This is a genomic window from Ferrovibrio sp. GW821-FHT12B10 (assembly GCF_058807515.1).
In genome coordinates this window covers 1,991,723-2,009,951 of sequence record NZ_JBXAQT010000001.1, presented here as the reverse complement: position 1 = coordinate 2,009,951, position 18,229 = coordinate 1,991,723, and the positions used below count along the sequence as shown (strand labels likewise).

The 18,229-nt window shown below is 63.1% G+C and carries 16 protein-coding genes; 5 read left to right on the top strand and 11 right to left on the bottom strand.

Going from position 1 to position 18,229, the window contains the following annotated elements:
* On the top strand, positions 1-480 hold the full coding sequence (locus AC1RRT_RS10255; RefSeq protein WP_493013695.1) for a hypothetical protein: 480 nt from the start codon (positions 1-3) through the stop codon (positions 478-480).
* Positions 481-504: 24 nt separating this feature from the next.
* Here the strand turns inward: AC1RRT_RS10255 and AC1RRT_RS10250 are convergent, their stop codons facing one another.
* The 5 genes from AC1RRT_RS10250 to AC1RRT_RS10230 form a co-directional block, all read right to left on the bottom strand.
* Positions 505-2,691 (bottom strand): methyl-accepting chemotaxis protein, encoded by a 2,187-nt coding sequence (locus AC1RRT_RS10250; RefSeq protein ID WP_493013694.1) that lies wholly within the window; start codon positions 2,689-2,691, stop codon positions 505-507.
* A 198-nt stretch (positions 2,692-2,889) separates the two neighbouring features.
* Positions 2,890-3,339: a cyanase gene (gene cynS / locus AC1RRT_RS10245; protein ID WP_492979672.1), complete on the bottom strand. Its 450-nt coding sequence runs from the start codon at positions 3,337-3,339 to the stop codon at positions 2,890-2,892.
* Positions 3,340-3,372: 33 nt separating this feature from the next.
* Positions 3,373-4,224: an ABC transporter ATP-binding protein gene (locus tag AC1RRT_RS10240; RefSeq protein WP_493013693.1), complete on the bottom strand. Its 852-nt coding sequence runs from the start codon at positions 4,222-4,224 to the stop codon at positions 3,373-3,375.
* Between the two features lie 10 nt (positions 4,225-4,234).
* Positions 4,235-5,074 carry a nitrate ABC transporter permease gene (gene ntrB, locus AC1RRT_RS10235; protein ID WP_493013692.1) on the bottom strand — a complete coding sequence of 280 codons (840 nt, stop codon included), beginning with the start codon at positions 5,072-5,074 and terminating at the stop codon, positions 4,235-4,237.
* Between the two features lie 25 nt (positions 5,075-5,099).
* Positions 5,100-6,491 carry a CmpA/NrtA family ABC transporter substrate-binding protein gene (locus tag AC1RRT_RS10230; RefSeq protein WP_493013691.1) on the bottom strand — a complete coding sequence of 464 codons (1,392 nt, stop codon included), beginning with the start codon at positions 6,489-6,491 and terminating at the stop codon, positions 5,100-5,102.
* Between the two features lie 164 nt (positions 6,492-6,655).
* On the opposite strand from AC1RRT_RS10230, the gene AC1RRT_RS10225 reads away from it, so the two are divergent.
* Both AC1RRT_RS10225 and AC1RRT_RS10220 read left to right on the top strand, forming a co-directional pair.
* Positions 6,656-8,605, top strand: coding sequence for a sigma 54-interacting transcriptional regulator (locus AC1RRT_RS10225; protein ID WP_493013690.1), 1,950 nt, complete (start codon positions 6,656-6,658; stop codon positions 8,603-8,605).
* Between the two features lie 118 nt (positions 8,606-8,723).
* Positions 8,724-9,518, top strand: coding sequence for a MipA/OmpV family protein (locus AC1RRT_RS10220; protein WP_493013689.1), 795 nt, complete (start codon positions 8,724-8,726; stop codon positions 9,516-9,518).
* A 6-nt stretch (positions 9,519-9,524) separates the two neighbouring features.
* On the opposite strand, the gene AC1RRT_RS10215 is transcribed toward AC1RRT_RS10220, so the two are convergent.
* Positions 9,525-10,721: a M20 aminoacylase family protein gene (locus AC1RRT_RS10215; RefSeq protein ID WP_493013688.1), complete on the bottom strand. Its 1,197-nt coding sequence runs from the start codon at positions 10,719-10,721 to the stop codon at positions 9,525-9,527.
* A gap of 163 nt (positions 10,722-10,884) precedes the next feature.
* Here AC1RRT_RS10215 and AC1RRT_RS10210 point away from each other — a divergent pair, with 163 nt between their 5' ends.
* Positions 10,885-12,168: an MFS transporter gene (locus tag AC1RRT_RS10210; RefSeq protein ID WP_493013687.1), complete on the top strand. Its 1,284-nt coding sequence runs from the start codon at positions 10,885-10,887 to the stop codon at positions 12,166-12,168.
* Positions 12,169-12,235: 67 nt separating this feature from the next.
* On the opposite strand, the gene AC1RRT_RS10205 is transcribed toward AC1RRT_RS10210, so the two are convergent.
* The 4 genes from AC1RRT_RS10205 to AC1RRT_RS10190 all read right to left on the bottom strand — a co-directional run bounded on the left by AC1RRT_RS10205 (position 12,236) and on the right by AC1RRT_RS10190 (position 15,859).
* Complete coding sequence (locus tag AC1RRT_RS10205; protein ID WP_493013686.1) at positions 12,236-13,048, bottom strand: hypothetical protein; 813 nt, start codon at positions 13,046-13,048, stop codon at positions 12,236-12,238.
* 94 nt (positions 13,049-13,142) lie between these two features.
* Entirely contained in the window at positions 13,143-14,510 is a 1,368-nt protein-coding gene (locus AC1RRT_RS10200; RefSeq protein ID WP_493013685.1) for an MATE family efflux transporter, read from the bottom strand.
* A gap of 48 nt (positions 14,511-14,558) precedes the next feature.
* Positions 14,559-14,798, bottom strand: a complete 240-nt coding sequence (locus AC1RRT_RS10195; RefSeq protein WP_493013684.1) for a DUF1127 domain-containing protein — start codon at positions 14,796-14,798, stop codon at positions 14,559-14,561.
* Positions 14,799-14,800: 2 nt separating this feature from the next.
* Complete coding sequence (locus AC1RRT_RS10190; RefSeq protein WP_493013683.1) at positions 14,801-15,859, bottom strand: class I SAM-dependent methyltransferase; 1,059 nt, start codon at positions 15,857-15,859, stop codon at positions 14,801-14,803.
* Between the two features lie 185 nt (positions 15,860-16,044).
* Between AC1RRT_RS10190 and AC1RRT_RS10185 the strand changes: the two genes are divergently transcribed.
* Entirely contained in the window at positions 16,045-17,007 is a 963-nt protein-coding gene (locus AC1RRT_RS10185; RefSeq protein ID WP_493013682.1) for a GlxA family transcriptional regulator, read from the top strand.
* Here the strand turns inward: AC1RRT_RS10185 and AC1RRT_RS10180 are convergent.
* Entirely contained in the window at positions 16,993-18,183 is a 1,191-nt protein-coding gene (locus AC1RRT_RS10180) for an acyltransferase family protein (protein ID WP_493013681.1), read from the bottom strand. The genes AC1RRT_RS10185 and AC1RRT_RS10180 overlap by 15 nt on opposite strands.
* Positions 18,184-18,229 lie beyond the last annotated feature (46 nt).

Genomic DNA, 18,229 nt, shown 5'->3' with positions numbered 1-18,229 from the left:
ATGCGCATCGTTCTTGCCGCTGCCGCGCTCACCCTGCTCCTGCTGCCAGGTATGGTCGCGGCCCAGGACGGCCTGCTGCAGCCTAGCCTGCTCGCACCGGTGCCACCGCCTGCCGCGGTGCCACAGCCGACAGCGACCACCACGACGGTTCCAGTTGCCGATGATCGCGTTGCCTTCAACTCCACCGAGCAGTGGATGATCCCGCTGTATTTCCAGCATGTGCGGGAATACCAGAAGCGCGCCGCGCGCAGCCGCCGTTACGAACGGGCGTTGCCAGCCGGCCTGACGCAAAAGCCGGCCAAGGGCGACCAGCTGTCGCAGACGGTGCTGGCCGAACTGCACCGTTTGCCCGGCCCACTGGTGCGTGACCTGCCCCCGGCCCGGCCCGGCACCGATCGCGTCATCGTCGGCAAGGATGTGCTAATGGTGAATACAGCGAACGGTCAAGTACTCGACATCCTGGGCGGCATTCTTTTCTGATCCGCCGCAGAATTCTCCGTCGTCCTAGCGTTTGAAGAATTCAACCAGCTCGGCCAGTTCAGTCGCCTGATGCGCCAGCGCCTGCGCCGAAGCCGTGGTCTCCTCGACCAGGGCTGCATTGCGTTGGGTCGCCTCATCCATCTGCGCCACGGCGGTGTTGACCTGGTCCAAGCCGGTCGCCTGTTCCCTGCTGGCCGCGGCGATCTCGGCGATGATATCGGAAACACCCCGAATCGCATCGTTGACTTCGGTCAGCGACGCGCCGGCCTTTTCCACCAGGGCCGCACCGTCGCGCACATGGCCGTTCGACGTGTCAATCAGCGCCTTGATCTCCTTGGCCGCATTGGCTGAGCGCTGCGCCAGCGCACGCACCTCATGCGCCACCACGGCGAAGCCCTTGCCGGCCTCGCCTGCCCGCGCCGCCTCGACGCTGGCGTTCAACGCCAGCAGATTGGTCTGGAAGGCGATTTCGTTCATCACCGCGATGATGTCACCGATCTTGGTGGCGCTGGTCTCGATCTGGTGCATGGCCGCAATCACGCCCTGCACGACTTCGCCGCTCGCCAGCGCCTTGTTGCGCGCACCGCCGCTCAGACCATCGGCGCGCGTGGCATTGTCGGCGTTCTGCTTCACGGTGGCGGTGATCTCCTGCATGGTCGCCGCCGTCTCTTCCAGCGCGGCGGCCTGGCTTTCACTGCGCTGCGCCAGATCGAGGCTGCCCGAGGAGATTTCCGCCGATGCGGTCTTCACGGCCACGGCGCTTTCGGCCAGACGCGCCGAGAAATCGCCAAGCAAGCCGGCCATGGCATTGGTGCTGTCCTTCAGCTGCCCGAACAGGCCGGCGTAATTGCCTTTCACCTGCTTGGTCAGATCACCCGCGCCGAGCGCCGCCGTCACCAGCGCCATCTCGTCCATCATCGCCTGGATCATTTCGGCGAAACGGTTGAGCTGTTTGCTGAGGTCGAGGAAGAAGCCGGTCTTGCCGTCCTGGGCCAGGCGACTGCCGAGATCGCCGGCACTCAACCGGTTGACCAGATCGGTGACCTCGGCGGCAGAGACGCGTTCACGCGCTTCGGCCTCGGCCCGCTTGAGCTGCTCGCCATCCCGCGCCACCTGGCGGTCGCGCGAACTCTTGCGCCGAGCAGCAGCCTCGCCGCGCCAGGAGCGCCAAGACAGGCGTAGCGCCTGTAGCCGCGCACCTGCGCCAGTGAAAGCGGCGACCAAGCCTATCACCGGCAAGCCGATCATGAAACAGACGCCGAAGATGCCGGCAAGTCGATCGGGCTTCTCGGCCAGCAGTTGGGTGCAGCGGGCCTGCAGGTCGGCGGCCACGCGGTCGCGCGCCAGGCAGATCCGGTCGATGCGCTTCGTGGTGGTCTGAAACCAGTGGGGTGCCTCGATGCCGCTGGCGGTTCCCTCGGCAAAGCCGTGATAGATGCGGCTGCGCAAGTCTTCCACATCGGTGAATTCCGACTGGCCGCGCAGTTCCTCGAAATGAGCAACTTGCGCCGCTGTGGCATGACTGCGGAAGACGGTGAAATCGGCCTCCTGCAGAAAACCCAGACTCATGAACCGCTGGAACACTGGCAGCTCGAACTTGCCCGCGGCCAACGCACCCGATCCGGTGGCACGCTCCTGCGCCGATTTCTCGAGACCTTCCAGCAGCGCGAGATAGGCATCCAGCCCGCGTGCAAATTCCATGTTGGTCAGCATATAGCCCAGGCGTTGCACGCTTTCGAGCGCCTGGCGGATCGGCGTAGTCCAGTTGGTGAAGGACTGCTGGGTGGTGACATCGAGGCGATCAATCGCCGGCCGCGCCAGACGGGCAGTATCCAAAGTCTGACTCAGCGTATCGGCAGGGCCGAGCAGCGGTGCCAGCAGGGTGTAGGCGCGGCAATCATCCAGGGCGGCACGCAGGGTGAGCACGCGCTGATCAAGATCGGCGCGCGCTGTCAGCATCTGCTCGCGGAACTGGGCACCCTTGCTGCCGATAAACAGCGCGCTGGAACCACGCTCGCGCTGCAGGTCATGCGCCAGCGCGCCGACGGCAATGGCATAGGCGATGGCTTTTGCGGTGGCGGGCGCTTCGGCCCGGCGCTGGCGCGCATCATAGAGCTGGGTTGCGGCGTAACCGACAAATCCAAGAACTGACAGGCGGCGGGTATTGACCTGACCACTGCGGTCTACGCTGGATAGAACACCATCGGGCATTGACTGACCTCTTATCGCCTTTTGCGACACTGCGCTTCTGCCTGAAATCGAAGCATGTTCCGTGCCAAGATTGTATTCGGCGAAAGCCACACATGAAAAACGGGATGCTGGCGTGCCAGCATCCCGTTCTCCATCATCCCGCAGGGCTATGTCGGTGCCGCATTGACGTGCGATCGGCGCACGTCACCGCATCACAACTCAATAGCGTTTGTATTCGAGATACTTGCCGGTCATGACGATCTTGACGCGGTCACCCTTCGGATCGGGCAGGCGTTCCATCGTCATGTTGAAGTCGATCGCCGACATGATGCCGTCGCCGAACTCTTCATGGATCAGTTCCTTCCAGGTGGTGCCATAGACCTGCACCAGCTCATAGAAACGATAAATCGTCGGGTCGGTCGGCGGACCCGGCGGCAGCGAACCGCGATAGGGCACTTCAGCCAGCAGCTTCTCTTCCAGCTTGCCCAGACCAAACAGTTTGGCGGCCTTGGCGGCCTGCGCCGGCTCCAGTTTCATCTGGCCAAGCAGGGCGGCGGTGAGGAAGATATGCGACTGCTTGGCGTCGATCTTCTTGGCGATGTCCTTCCAGGCCCAGCCTTTCAGGCGTTTGACATCGAGAATCTTGGCAGTGACGTCTTCGCGCTTCACGGGTCTCTCTCCTGTGCTTTCTTATGACAACTGTTATTCGGCGGCCGCGACGACGCCGGTGGGGCGTACATGCGGCGGTGTCTTCGGGTCCCAGCCGGCCGGCGGGGTAAAGTTCTTGGACCGGCGCACCAGGAAATCCAGCAGGTGGTTGCGCATCGGGTAATACTCGGCGAGCTGGTGCAGGGTTTCCCGCGTGCGGGTCTTGGGCAGCGTGTTGACCAGTATCTCGGCGATCTTGGCGCCCGGACCGTTGGTCATCAGCACGATACGGTCCGCCAGCAGCAGGGCCTCGTCCACGTCATGGGTGATCATGAAGACGGTGAGATTGGTGCTGTTGCGCAGGCGCAGCACCTCGTCTTGTAATGTCCCACGCGTAAGGGCATCCAGAGCCGAGAAGGGTTCGTCCATCAACAGCGTCTTGGGTTCGATGCTGAGCGCGCGCGCAATGCCGACACGCTGCTTCATGCCACCCGACAGCTGCGAGGGCTTCTTGCCTTCCGCACCAGCCAAGCCGACCATGGCGATATACTTGCGTGCATGCTCGGCGGCGGCGAACTTGGTCCATTTCGGCCAGCGCGACTGCACGGCGAACATCACATTGTCGAGCACCGTCATCCAGGGCATCAGGGCATGGCCCTGGAACACCACGGCGCGCTCCAGGCTGGGGCCTTCGATGGCGGTGCCATCGAAGATGATGCCGCCTTCGCTGGCATGATCCAGGCCAGCCATGATGTTGAGCACCGTCGTCTTGCCGCAGCCGGAATGGCCGATGATGCAGACGAACTCGCCCGTCTCCATGCTGAACCACAGATTTTCGAACACAGCCTTGTCGGTACCGGGGAACTGGCGCTTGAGGGCTTCGACGGAAATGAAATGCTTGCTCATGGCGCGACGCTCACTCGGTATACGTGACGAGACGGGTGAGGAAGCCGAGCAACTGGTCGAGCAGCATGCCGATCACACCAATGAAGAGAATGGCGTTGATCACATTGGCGATCGACAGGTTGTTCCACTCGTTCCACACGAAGTATCCGATGCCGGTGCCGCCGACGAGCATCTCGGCGGCGACGATCACCAGCCAGGCGATCGAGATCGAAATGCGCATGCCGGTGAGGATGGTGGGGGCCGCGGCCGGCAGGATGACGCGGAAGATCTTGCGGAATGTGCCAACCTCGAGGGTGTGCGCGACGTTCAGCCATTCCTTGCGAACACTGGCGACCGCGAAGGCGGTATTCGTCAACATCGGCCAGACCGAGCAGATGAAAATGACGAAGATCGACGAGATCGCGCTGTCCTTGATGGTGTAGAGCGCCAGTGGCATCCAGGCCAGCGGAGAGACAGGCCGCATGACCTGGATGAACGGATCGAGCGCCTGGCGGAACAGCGGCGACAGGCCGATCAGGAAGCCGAGCGGCACGGCGACGATGACTGCAAGGCCGAAGCCCAGCGCCACACGGCCAATCGAATAGGCCAACTGGATGCCGATACCCTGGTCGTTCGGGCCTTTCACATAGAAGGGGTCGGCCAGATGGGCGCCCAGAATCTTCGCCACATCCAGCGGACCGGGCATGGCCGACTTGCCCTGGGTCGCGGTCAGACCCATCAGCTTGGCATATTCAGGATCCATCGCCTGGGTCTGCCCGGTGCCCGAAGTGCCGATATGCCAGGCCCCGAGCAGCGCGAGCAGCAACAGCAGCGACACCGCAGCGGCGCGCAGGCGAAACGACATCTTCATACGCGATACTCCGTCTTGCCGTCGCTTACACGCGCTTGATCTTGAACGACTTGATGTAGTCGTCCGGCTTGGACGGGTCGAAGGTCTTGCCCATCACCGAGAAGGTGCGATACGGCGAGCTGGGAGGCGTGAGCCCCACATCCTGCATCAGCTTTTGCGTATCGGTGGCGAGGAAGACCTGTTCGGCCACCTTCTGGTAATCGATATCACCCTTGATCTGGCCCCAACGCTTCATCTGGGTGAGAATCCAGATGCCGAAGCTCTGCCAGGGGAAGGGCGCGAAATCGATGCGGTCGGGCATCTTCTTCACGTTGCCCAGGCCGTCGGCGTAAGTCCCGGTCAGCACCTGTTCGACCACCGTCACCGGCTGGTTCAGATAGGCCGCCGGCGCAATGGCTTCGGCGATCTGCTTACGGTTCTCGGCCTTGGTGGCATAGGCCGTGGCTTCGATGATGGCGCGCAGCAGGGCGCGATAGGTGTTCGGCGTCGCGTTGATGAATTCCTGACTGGCCGCGAAGGCGCAGCAGGGATGGCCGTCCCAGATTTCCTTGGTCAGGATATGGATGAAGCCGACGCCGTCATAAACCGCGCGCTGATTGACCGGATCAGGCGCCAGGAAACCGTCGATGTTGTCGGCGCGCAGGTTGGCCACCATCTCCGGCGGCGGCACCGAGCGGATCTGCACATCGGTATCCGGGTCGATGCCATGTTCGGCCAGATAGTAGCGCAGCAGGTAGTTGTGCATCGAATAGTCGAAGGGCACGGCGAGCTTGAAGCCCTTCCACTGCTTCGGGTCGCGCTTGTCCTTGTGCTTCATGGCCAGCGTGATGGCCTGGCCGTTGATGTTCTCGATCGCCGGCGCGGTATAGGGGATCGGCGCCGAGCCGGTGCCGGTGGTGATCGCCAACGGCATCGGCGACAGCATATGCGCCGCGTCGTATTCCTTGTTGATGGTCTTGTCGCGGATCACCGCCCAGCCGGCGGTCTTGATCACGTCGACATTCAAGCCGTGCTTGGAATAGAAGCCCATCGGATGCGCCATGATAATCGGCGTGGCGCAGGTGATGGCGATGAAGCCGACCTTGAGGTCCTTCTTTTCCAGCGGACCTTTATCCTGCGCGAAGACCTCGCGTGCGGTGGCCAGCGGGAAGAACTGCTCGACCGCCGAAAGGAATGTGCCGGCGCCGATGGCATGCAACACGCGGCGGCGGGTGACGTCATTCGGGATCAGGGCGCGGACGACGGCTTGGTCGACCGCATTGGTGAGGCGCTTTTCCTCATCGGACGCCACTGCCAATTGCTGGTCACGCTGAAGGAGCGCCAGTTCGGCATTGTGGTCACCCAGGGACTTATGCGCGCCGCAGGGGCAGGCGGATAGGTCGGCACTGGCGTCGAACGGATTCTTGAACAGCGACATTCGGTATCCCCCTGAAAGCTTGCCTGCCGGAAAATGTGCAAGGCATGTGCCACGGGGTGCGATCCGGCATAAAACCCATATAAATCAGTGGGCGGCGCAAAATCATGGCATTACGAAAAATCGTAGTATACGAAAAGTCGTAATATAGATTACGATCTTTCGTAATGAATTCTGATCCCGCCACCCTCGCCCGCCGCCCCGCAGCCACCTCACCGGGCGGCTCTCTGGGTCACGCTTTCGACAGCAATCCACAGGCGATGCTGGCGGTCGATCCCACCGCTGACCGCATCCTGGACGCCAATCCGGCCGCCGCGAAGCTGTTCGGCTTCGACCGCGATGCGCTCTGCGCCATGAAAATGACCGAACTCCATCCGGGCCAGCGGCCGGCGCTGATCGTCTTCACCGAAGCGGTGGCAGCGAAGGGCCGCTGGTGGAGCCGTGACCTGCGGCCGCGCCATGCCAGTGGCCGCGAGCTGAAGGTGGAATATGTCGGCGCGCCACTGCCCAGCGATGACGGCGCCGCCGATGGCCGGCTGCTGCTCACCATTGGCGACCTCGAGGAACTACGCCGCCGCCATGTCGATGCCGAAGCCGACTCATACCTGCGCGGCGGTATCGCCGAATGGCAGCGCGTCGAGCGATTCTTCCGCGATATCGAACGCGAGAACCAGTTGATCCTGCGCGCCGCCGGCGAAGGTATCTACGGCGTCAATGCCGAAGGCAAGACCACCTTTGTCAATCCCGCAGCTGAACGCATGCTGGGCTGGTCTGCCGAGGAAATGGTTGGCCAGGACATTCATTCCATGGTGCATCACAGCCATGCCGACGGATCACATTATCCCGGCCATGACTGCCCGATCTACGGCGCCTTCCGCGACGGCCATGTCCACACCGTCGACAACGAGGTGTTCTGGCGCCGCGACGGAAAACCCTTCTGGGTCGAATACACCTCGACACCAATCCGCGACCGCGGCGCGGTGATCGGCGCGGTGGTGGTGTTCCGCGACGTGAGCCTGAAGCGCGAGGCCGACGAGAAACTGCATGCGGCATTGGAGGAAGTGGAATCGCTGCGCCGCAAGCTGGAGCTGGAAAACGCCTATCTGCAGGAGGAAATCCGCGCTGAAAGCAATCATCGCGGCATCATCGGCAAATCGGCCGCGATCCAGAACGTGTTGCGCCAGGTCGAACTGGTGGCGCCAACTGATGCCACCGTACTGGTCACCGGCGAAAGCGGCACTGGCAAGGAACTGATCGCGCGCGCCATCCATGAAGCGAGCAAACGCAGCGACCGGCCGCTGATCCGCGTCAACTGCGCCGCCATCCCGCGTGAACTGTTCGAGAGCGAATTCTTCGGCCATGTCAAAGGCGCCTTCACCGGCGCCCTGCGTGACCGCATCGGACGGTTCGAGCTGGCCGATGGCGGTACGCTATTCCTCGACGAGGTTGGCGAGATTCCGCTGGAGCTGCAGGGCAAGCTGTTGCGTGTGTTGCAGGAAGGACAGTTCGAGCGCGTCGGCGAGGAACGCACGCGTCATGTCGATGTGCGCGTGATCGCCGCCACCAACCGCGAACTGAAATCGGAGGTGAAGCTCGGCCGTTTCCGCGAGGATCTGTATTTTCGTCTGAATGTCGTACCGATCCAGTCGGTCGCCCTGCGCGAACGGCGCGAAGATATTCCGGCATTGGCCGCGCATTTCCTGCGCGGCGCTAGCCGCAAGCTGAAGACCGATGGCCTGCGCCTGAGCCAGGCCGACATGCGCCGGCTGGCGCAATATGACTGGCCGGGCAATGTGCGCGAGATGGAGAATGCCATCGAGCGCGCGGCGATCCTGGCGCGTGACGGCCGCCTCCGCTTCGACCTGCCCGACGGCATCGCGCCGGCCCGGCCGACGGAGGTCGCCGCTGTCCAGCCGGCGGTGCTGACCGATGACGACCGGCGCAGCCGCGACCGTAGCAATATCCTGGCGGCGCTGCAGGCAGCGGGCGGAAAGATTTTCGGGCCGGGCGGCGCGGCAGAGCTGCTGGATGTGAAGCCGACGACGTTGGCCTCGCGTCTGAAAGCGCTGGGAATCCGCAAACCGGCACCTGCCGAAAAGGCGGGCAGACAGCCCTGATTATGAGCACTCCACAACACCTTGTGGGTGTTGGCTGACTTTGGTCACGACAATGTGCCACCGGATTCAGCGGTCTGCCACGATGCAGCCGTAATTGGCCGGCATTGATCGTATAATCATGATTGTCTTGTCCCGCCTGTTTTCCGCTACGGCAATCGCCGCCTTTGCTGCCCTGGCATCCATGCCGGCGCTTGCGCAGAAGGCTGGTGGTGGCGACACCCGCCTCACCATCGGGGGCGGCGGCCTGTTCGCGCCGACCTATCTGGGCTCGGACAGCTACGATGTCGATCCCGTTCCGCTGATCGACCTGCGCTATGCCGACCGCTTGTTCCTGTCGACGCGCGACGGCCTCGGCGCCAACCTGCTGGAGCGTGGCTCGAACTGGAAGGCTGGTCCGGTGGTGAAGTATCGCTGGGCCCGCGACCAGGATGACGACAGCGCACTGCGTGGCATGGGCGATGTCGACGGCGCTGGCGAGGCTGGCGGCTATGTGCATTACGACCTGCGGCCATTCAAGATCGGCGCGGAAGTGCGCCAGGGTTTCGGTGGCCATGACGCCGTGGTCGGCGATCTCTTCGCCAACTGGTCGACCAATCTGACCAACAGCCTGATGCTGACGGCGGGTCCGCGCGCCACCGTGGCGTCTAAGGATTTCACCCAGACCTATTTCGGTGTCGATGCGGGCCAGTCGGCGCGCAGCGGCTATCGCCGATATAATCCCGACGGTGCCTATATGAGCTACGGCTTCGGCGCCAACCTGACCTACATGCTGACCGAGCGCCTGGCGCTGGGCGGCTTTGCCGGCGTCGACCGCATTGCCGGCGATGCAGCCGACAGCCCGCTGGTCGATCAGGTCGGCTCGCCCACCCAGGCCCGCCTCGGCCTCACGCTGGGCTATACCTTCGACTGGTGACGCGCCTTAGCGCGCGGCGCCCAGTTCGACATTCACCAGATTGACCCAATAGGCCGCGCCGGTGACCAGGATTTGGTCGTTGAAATCGTAATGCGGCGTGTGGACGTAGTGGCAGGAGCCGTCTTCGATGCTGCCGCCATTGCCCACCAGGATATAGGCACCGGGCTTCTTCTCCAGCATGAAGGCGAAATCCTCGGCCCCGGTCAGCGGCTCGACATCGCCATCGGTGCGCGCCTCGCCCACCGTCATGGCCGCGGCTTTAAGCGCCAGCATCGTCTGCTCGGGCGCATTCACCAGCGGCGGATAGCGACGCAGATAGTGATATTCGACGCTGCAGCCATGCGCGGCGGCAATGCCATGGGCGATTTCACCCAGCCGCTTTTCCAGCAGGTCGCGGTCGCCCGGCGTGTAGCTGCGCGCGGTGCCACGAATCAGCACTTCGGACGGAATCACATTCGGCGACCCATACGATCCCGCCGCGATATGACCGACGCTGATCACGGCGGCATGCTGCGGATTGATGTTGCGGCCGATGATGCCCTGCGTCGCGGTGACAAACGCCGCCGACGGCATGGTCGGATCGGTGCCCATATAGGGCATGGCGCCATGGCCGCCGGTGCCGCGAAACGTTGCGGTCCAGGTGTCGCTGGCCGCCATCATCGGACCACTGCGGATACAGAACTTGCCGGTCTCGATGCCGGGCATGTTGTGCATGCCATAGACTGCATCGACGGGAAACTTCTCGAACAGGCCATCCTCGATCATCACGCGCGCGCCGCCCTCGCCTTCCTCGGCGGGCTGGAAGATGAAATGCAGCGTGCCGGCGAAATCGGGATTCTGCGACAGATGCTTGGCCGCGCCGAGCAGCATGGTGGTATGGCCGTCATGGCCGCAGGCATGCATCTTGCCGTCATGCACCGAGCGATGATCGAAGCTGTTCTTCTCCTGCAGATTCAGCGCATCCATGTCGGCGCGCAGGGCGATCGCGCGCTGGCCGGCCCACTTGCCCTTCAAGGTGCCAACCACGCCGGTCTTGCCCAGGCCCCGATGGATCGGGATGCCCCAGTCGGTCAGCCGGGCCGCCACCACATCGGCGGTGCGATTTTCCTCGAATGCGGTTTCGGGATGCTTGTGAATGTCATGGCGGATCGCGGTCAGCTCGTCGCGATAGACTTGCATGTCCTTGAGAAGGTCTTTGGTCATGGGGGCACTCGTTTTTTGCGGGTTTCCGCTAGGACAGCACTACCCGCCCATCAAGGCAAGGTTCTGGGCAAGATGTAGCGATACATTTCCCCCTCTGGACTTGTGTAATTGCGCCCCTATCATCGGCCGAACCCGAGAAGCCAACCCCCACAAGAGCCCCGTCATGGCCACCGACACCGCCTCCTCTTCCACCACTCGCCCCTCCTTCCATCATCCTTCGCTCAGCCAGTGGCAGAGCGTCTCGATCCTGACCGGCGCTGCGGTGATGCTGTCGCTGGCCATGGGCATGCGCCAGAGCCTGGGCCTGTTCATGCAGCCGGTGACGCGCGACATCGGCATATCCGCTGCCGACTTCGCCTTCGCGCTGGCGATCCAGAATATCGTCTGGGGCGTGGCACAGCCCTTTGCCGGTGCGTTGGTCGACCGGTTCGGCACACGCCTGATCGCGCTGTTCGGCGGGCTGCTCTATGCCGCCGCACTTATCATCACCGCCTACGCGCATTCGGCCTGGATGGTGACGCTGGGCTCGGGCGTGATGATTGGCGTGGCGCTGGCCTGCACCACGTCGGGCATCGCCGCCAAGATCGCCGCGAAAGTTGTGCGGCCCGAACGCCGCAGCCTCGCCTTCGGCCTCGTTTCCGCCGCCGGTTCGATCGGTACCTTCTTCTGTGCGCCGCTGGCGCAAGGCGTGATCCAGGCGAGCGGCTGGCAGATGGCGATGTTCGTTTTCGTCGCACTCGCAGCCGCCATGCTCCCCGCCGCACTGATGGGCGGCCGCGCCGACAAGGTGCCGGTGGACGGCATCCCCGGCGCCGCCGAGACCATGCGCAGCACATTGGGCGAGGCCGCCGGCCATGGCGGCTATATCGTGATGGCCGGCGCCTTCTTCGTCTGCGGCCTGCAGCTGGTGTTCCTGACCACGCATCTGCCCACCTTCCTGGCCGATTGCGGCGCCGACCCGATGCTGAGCGCGCAGGCATTGGCGGTGATCGGTGCCTTCAACGTCTTCGGCAGCTGGCTGTTCGGCTGGCTCGGCGACCGCTATCACAAGCCGATGCTGCTGGGCTTGATCTACCTGCTGCGCTCCATTGCCATTGCCGTCTATTTCATGACGCCGGTGAGTCAGTTTTCCACGCTGGTCTTCGCCGCCATGATGGGCACGCTCTGGCTGGGCGTCATCCCGCTGGTCAACGGCCTGGTCGCGCAGATTTTCGGCATCCGCTATCTGGCGACACTGACCGGCATCGCCTTCTTCAGCCACCAGGTCGGCAGCTTCCTGGGTGCCTGGGCCGGCGGCCTGATCTACGACACGCTCGGATCGTACACGCTGGCCTGGCAGCTCGCCGCTGGCATCGGTGCGGCCGCCGGCATCATGCAGCTGTTCATGAACACCACGCCGACCGAACGCGTGCTGACCAGCCAGCGCGCCATGACAGCCGCAGAATAATCAATCAGCACCAACAAAAGCGGCGGCGGAATCCACCCGCCGCCGTTTGCGTTTCCAGAGCCTGCGGTCAGCGGCTCAGATACTGCTGCACGGTATCCTGCGCCACTTTCTGCAAATGTGCAGCCGTATCGGCATCAAGGCCGGCATTATACTTCAGCCCGACCGGCGACTTGCCGAACAGCGTGGCGTAAGTGACGGCCGAGGCCAGATAAGTGCCGGCCAGACTCGGATGGCGCTTGTCGGCGACATAGAGATTGAGATCGGGTTTCTGCGCGATCGAACGCGCAAAAGCCAGACCGGCCGGAATCACCAGCGCCTTATGTTCGTTGCCGGCCTTGGTATAGGCCTCGGCCAGCTGCTCGGTCATTTCCGGCTTGTCCTGATAGGCCCAGGACATGAAAAAGACCGGCTGACCGCCATGCTTGCGCACCGTGTCGCTGTGCTTCTTGGTATATTCGGCAAAAACCTTGCTCAGCGTCGGATGGATGGGGCACTGGCTGCAGTCCATCATCACGGCCACCTCGAACAGCTTGCCGCCCGGCGGATTGAACACCACCTCGTTGTCACCGACGAAGGAATAGCGGCCGATGCCGTTGGGCTGGAAATAGGCATCGACATTGTGCCAGTCGAGACCGGAGCCGCTGATCGTCACCGACGAGGCGCGGTACTTATGGTCCTTCATGCCTTCGCGGACCATGAGGGCAATATGCCCGTGCATGCTGTTGTTGTAATAGAAGAAACTGTTGCCGATATAGATCACCGAGGCCGGCGCGCCACCGATGTCTTTCACATCCGGCTTGGGCTGCGCCCAGGCGGCGGTAACGGTAACAGACAGCAGCAGTGCTGCCGCGATTCCCAGTGTGGTCTGGCGCAGAGACATGGGGGTTTCCTCCGGTTGTTATTGTTCTCGGGCGACAGATTTTAGTGCGCCCGGCAACCGAAGGTCAAACCTGCTTCATCGCGACGGGGCGATGCTAGCGCCGGTTGAGCAGCCTCCCGGTCGCCAGGACCGTGGTGAGGAAAGCGCCGGCCACAAGGCCAATCCAGAGCCCGGTCACGCCCAGCGCCTGCATCTCGCAGAGGTAGAGCCCGAGCGGCATGCCGATACCCCAGTAGGCGACGAGTTTGTAGATCATCGGCACCCGGGTATCCTTCAGTCCGCGCAGCAGCCCTAAAGCCGCCAATCCCGGATAGCCGACCAGTTCGAGCACACCAAGCAGAATCAGCAGACCGATGGCGACCTGCGCAGCAGCAAAGCCTGCCGCACTCGCATCGAAAAACCAGGTCGCTAGCGGATGCGCGGTGGCCACGAGTAGCAGACACAACATACCGCCGCCGACAGAAGACAGAAGCAGGCTGCTGGCAACAACAGCGCGACCGCCAGCCACATCCTCCAGGCTAGCCGCTCGCGCCATACGCACCATGGCGGCCTGCTGGAGCGCCAACGAACCGGCATAGACAATCCCCGCCATCCGCAGGGTCAGCGTATGCGCCGCGACATCGGCGGCACCCATGGTGGCGGCATACAGCGTGACGGCCAGATAGATGCCGGTCTCGGTGGCAGCCGTGATTCCGATGGGAATGCCAACGCGCAACACGGCAGCAAGGCCACGCCAGTCGAAGGGCACGGAAACCGATGCAACGGCAGACCCGCGACGCGCAGTCAGCAGCAGAATCGCGAGGCTGGCCAGCGCGACCAGCAGCGTGGACAGGCCGGACCCGGTCGGGCCGAAAGCCGGAATGGGGCCGGCGCCCAGCATGAGGACATAGTTACCGGCCGCATTCAGCGGCAGCATTGCCAGTGTGACCTTAAGGAAAACCTGCGGCTTTTCCGCTGCCGTGAGGATCGTGCGATAGAGCGTGACACCCAGCATCGGGATGAGGGTGAGTGCCATGACCTGCGTGAAACCTTCGCCGCGCTCCAGCAGATCAGCCTCAAGGCCGAATACCTTCAGCCAGACCGGCGCAAACCAGATCGCCGGAACTGCCAGTGCCGCCAAAAGCGCCACCATCATCCAACCAATCCGTTCGAGCCGCTGCCGGTCACCGGCATCGCCCCGCGTCACCGCAGCAGTATAAAAGGGCGCAACGCCACCGAGAATGCCGGCACACAGGTAGAAGATAATCGAATAAAGATCACTGCCAACTGCCACGGCCGCCATCGCATCGGTGCCGAACAGCAGCGCCACCATCATAGTGTCGGTCACGCTCATGCCCATGTTGACAAGCGCGATCAGCATGATCGGCATCGCCAGCCGCAGCAGAGACCTGCCTTCCGTCATGCGCAGACGCCAGTCTGGCTCCGTCCGGAGCACTGCCATACCTTCTTGTGCAATCGTCATGACTCACCTGTGCGATGTGCCCAGAATTGATGGGCGGCGGAAATCCATTCAGCGAAAACGACGCTCCACAACCCAGAAGGTCTGCTGCGCTTCGTACCGCGCGGCAACCGGATCGATGCCCGCATCACGCAACGTGCGGACATCGATCTGCGCCAGTGCCTGACGCGCCTGGATCCGCCACCGCCATCCGTGCAGGGCATCAACCAGTCGCGTCAGGCAATCCTTATGGCGATCCTCGGCGCGCCGCCCGATAATAGGGCCGAGGATCGCTCCAGCGATGACACGCATGATCAGAGCCGTGCTTCCAGGATCAGGTTGAACGGCGTCGCAGTGGCGCGACGGAAGCGGGAGAACCCGCTGGCTTTCGCCAGATCCGCCAGTCGACCCTCACCCGCCTGGGCGCCGAGCACATGCGTGCCGTTTTCCGAAATCGCATGAGCACAGCACAGAGCGGTTGATCCGGCGTAGTACATGCGGCCGATCGGATTGAGGTTGTCTTCCACCTTGTCGTTGGCGAAGGGCTCGACCAGCATGAGCGTGCCGTCCGGCGCGAGTGCCATAGATGCCTGCTTCAGCGCCTTGTCGGGATGGCCCATGTCATGCAGCGCATCGAAGAAGCAGATCAGATCAAAGCCCTGCGTCGCATACTCGCCGGCCTTGGCCACTTCGAAATGCACGCGGTCGGCCACGCCTTCCTTCTTGGCATTCTCGCGTGCCTGGGTGATCGAGCCGGCATGGCTGTCGAAACCCCAGAACTGTGACTTCGGGAATGCTTTAGCCATGAGGATAGCGGAATGGCCATGGCCGCAGCCGATGTCGGCAACCTTGGCGCCCTTCTGCAGCTTCGGGACCACGCCATCCAGCGCTGGCAGCCATTCCGGCACCAGATTGGCCGCATAGCCATTGCGGAAGAAGGCGGCGATGCCGCAGTAGAGGCGTTCGTGATGGTCGCCCCAGGCGACGCCCTTGCCGGTGCGAAAGGCTTCGATGGTCTTGGGTTCGTCATGCCACATCGCGGCACCGACCTCCCAGGCATTGGGAATGAAGACGGGGCTGCTCTCGTCGGCCAGCAGCAGCGCCTGCTCAGGCGTGAGCTCGTATTTCTGTTCGATCGCGTGATAGGCCACATAGCCGCCAGCGGCCTGGCAATTCAGCCATTCGCGCACATAGCGTTCAGCGCAGCCGGCACGCTTCGCCAGATCGGTCGAGGTCAGCGGGCCAGCCCCGACCATCGCCTTGTAAAGGCCAAGCTTGTGGCCGATCACAATCATGATGCCGCCCTGGCTGGCCGACATGTCGGTTACGGCCATGCCAACAAGGGCGTTAAGCTTATCCTGATCTATCATCATAGAATCATTCCACTTCTCTGCTGTTACCCGGGGGGACGGGCGGCGGAGAATGGCTTGATTCGCGGCAGAAGATGAGAGCGTAACTTGTCAATATCGGTCCTGATGTGCCATCTGTGCCAATCATGACCCAACTGCCGCGCCTTCATGTCAGTCTGGTTGCCGTGCCGGAAACCTCGGTTTCGACCATGTTCGGCCTGTATGACCTGCTGAATGGGTTTCGCATGATGGCGGGGTTCTTGCCGGACGCTCCGGAGACGCCGCCCTTCAAGGTGGAGATTGTAGGCCACGTCCCCGGCCAGCTGGTTCTGGCCGGCGGTACGCCCGCACATATTCATCGTGGCATTGCCGAAATAAACCGGACCGATATCGTGGTCGTGCCGACGCTGATCACCACTGACTGGAAGACAGGACGATATCCGGAGCTGGTGAACTGGCTGAAGGCAGCGCATGAGAGCGGTGCGATGATATGCTCGGCCTGTTCGGGCGCATTCCTGATTGCGGAAACCGGACTGCTCGACGGACAGATCACCACGATACACTGGAATTTTGCCCGACAGTTCGAGAAGCTGTACCCAGCCGTCCCGCTCAGCCCAGAAAAACCATTGGTTGTGGCCGGAGATCGCCAGCAGTTCGCATCTTCGGGTGCATCCATGTCATGGCACGATCTGGCACTTTATCTGGTCGCCCGCCATGTCGGTCCCGCCGCTGCGCAGGGCGTGGCCAAGTTCTTCGCCTTGCAATGGCATCGCGACGGCCTGTCACCCTACATCACCTTCGAAGGCCGGGTGGATCATGGCGATGCGGCAGTGCTGGCGGCACAGAACTGGTTGAGCACGCATTATCAGGTTGCCGATCCCGTCGAGGAAGCGATGAAGCGCTCAGGGCTGGCAGGGCGCACCTTCAAGCGCCGCTTCACCAACGCAACCGGTCATGCCCCGCTTGACTACGTGCAGCGACTGCGCGTTGAGCAGGCGAAACAGCGTTTGGAATGCAGCAACGACTCTGTCGATGAGATCGGCTGGCAGGTTGGCTACGAAGAGCCGGCGTTCTTCCGCCGGCTGTTCAAACGTATCACTGGCCTGTCACCCAGCGCCTATCGCCGTCAATTTCAATTTCCCACCTATATAAAAAGCCTAGGCAGTCCGTAGTCGTCGCGGCGGCGGCGTCACCCATGCCGCGACGCGCGCCGAGATCGTCATCGCCGGCTGCTCCACCACATGATGCAGCAGCCAGGCGGCCGCGATCGCCAGCGCGCCAACTGCCAGGGATGCGATGATCGAAGCTGGTACATGGCCCAGATGTGGCGCTAGCGGCAGATAGGCCATGCCGCCGAACGACCAGATCAGCGGCGCGTGCAGCAGATACAGGCCGAACGAGATTCGCCCCAGGAATGCCGATAGGCGGTTGGCGAGGAAATGCTGCAGTACGGGCGCCAGCATCACACCGAAGACGATCAGGGCGGCGCGCATCTGACTGGTGCCGAGGATCGCCTGCCCGGCCGGATCGGGCGGCGTGGAGGCCGGATCGTAGACGCTGATGCCGAACAGCGGGAACAGGCACAGGCCGAGGATCACCAGCGTGACACCGGCCGGGCCACGCCAGGCGCCCGCATCGGTGTTGCGCTTCGCATCCAGCGCCGCCAATTCGTAGAACACGACGCCCAGCGCAAACAGCGAACAGTAATTGGCGATCCAGCCCGCTGGCCAGGCTTGCGGCAGCAGCGCCAGGCCGCTGCCGACCAGCAGGGCCGCGACCAGACGCGGCAGGCCGCCCGGCACATAGAGCGCCAGCAGGAAAACCAGGATCGACCCCGGGAATTCGATGCGGATGGTCCACAGCACCGGATCATGCACCGGCGTATCGGGACCGACGAAAGCCGTAACGAAGGCCTCGCGCAAGATGTCCCACCCTGAAGGATCATAGGCCGGGGGGAAGAACTTGCGCATCCAGCTCGACTCAGATGCCCAGCCGATGGCGATGCTGCGGTCGGCATTCATCTGCAGAAGCGCCAGCACGACCAGTCCGGCCGCGAAGATCGGCAGGCCCAGCCGCAACCAGCGCTTGAGCGTCAATGCCGGCAGACCGAGCGCCACACCCTTTTCGCGCGCAATGCTGACCGCAGCCGCCAGCACGATCCCGGACAGGATGAAAAAGATCGACACCGCCAGCGGGCCGTCAGTGAGGAAACTGAGCGGCGCCGCCGCCGGCGAGGCCTTGATTTCGGCCTCATGGCCGTCGGGAGCAAAGGCCAGCAACAGATGATGGAACAGCACGAACAGCGCGGCCCAGCCGCGCAAGCCGTCGAGATACAGAATCCGGCGCATAGCTCATCCCGCCCCTAACCGTCAGACGGCGGATTCAACGCTGCAG